General features: G+C 69.5%; 1 protein-coding gene. It reads left to right on the forward strand.

Annotated elements, in window-relative coordinates; all coding sequences use genetic code 11:
• Positions 1-718 (forward strand): AAA family ATPase (locus ACW2Q0_RS31145; RefSeq protein ID WP_457194498.1); only part of this gene is annotated, 718 nt, incomplete at both ends.

Raw genomic sequence — 718 nt, forward strand, 5'->3', positions numbered from 1 at the left:
CTGCGCGTTGACCGGGCATGCGGCGTTCGAGCGGCGCAGCGGGGAGAACGTGGTGACCCAGTTTTTGCGGATCACCACTCAGCCGGTACCGGACCTGCGTGAGCACGGCATCGCCGACGACGTGTCCGCGATCGTGGCGGCCGCGATGAGCCGCGACCCCGGCGAGCGGCCGTCGGCGGCGGCCCTGGGAGAAGCGATCCAGCAGGTGCAGCGTCGTCACGGGTTCACCGCCGACGAGATGGCGTTGCAGGCCGAACCAGCCCGCGAGCGCCGAGGCCGCAAGCCCGCCACGAAGGGGTGGCGTGCGCCCGGGCCCGCGGCGTTCTCACGTGCTGGCACGTTGCCGCTGGAGTTGACCAGTTTCGTCGACCGTCGCAGTGAGTTGGCGGAGGTCAAGAATCTGCTGGCCTCGGCCCGGCTGGTGACGTTGACCGGGATCGGAGGCGTCGGCAAGACACGGCTGGCGCTGCGGGCCGCGTCCACTGTGCGGCGGGAGTTCCCCGACGAGGTATGGATGGTCGAGCTGGCCGATGTGTCCGACCCGTCGCTGCTGGTCGAGGTGGTGGCGGCCACTCTGGGGTTGCGCGAGGATCCGGCGCGGCCGTTGCCGGAAGTGGTGGTCGAATTCTTGTCCGCACGGAAGTCGCTGCTGGTGTTGGACAACTGCGAGCAGTTGGTGGGGGCGGTGGCGGAGTTGGTCGAGGTCTGGTTACGGGAT

The sequence above is a fragment of the Nocardia citri genome, assembly GCF_054065835.1.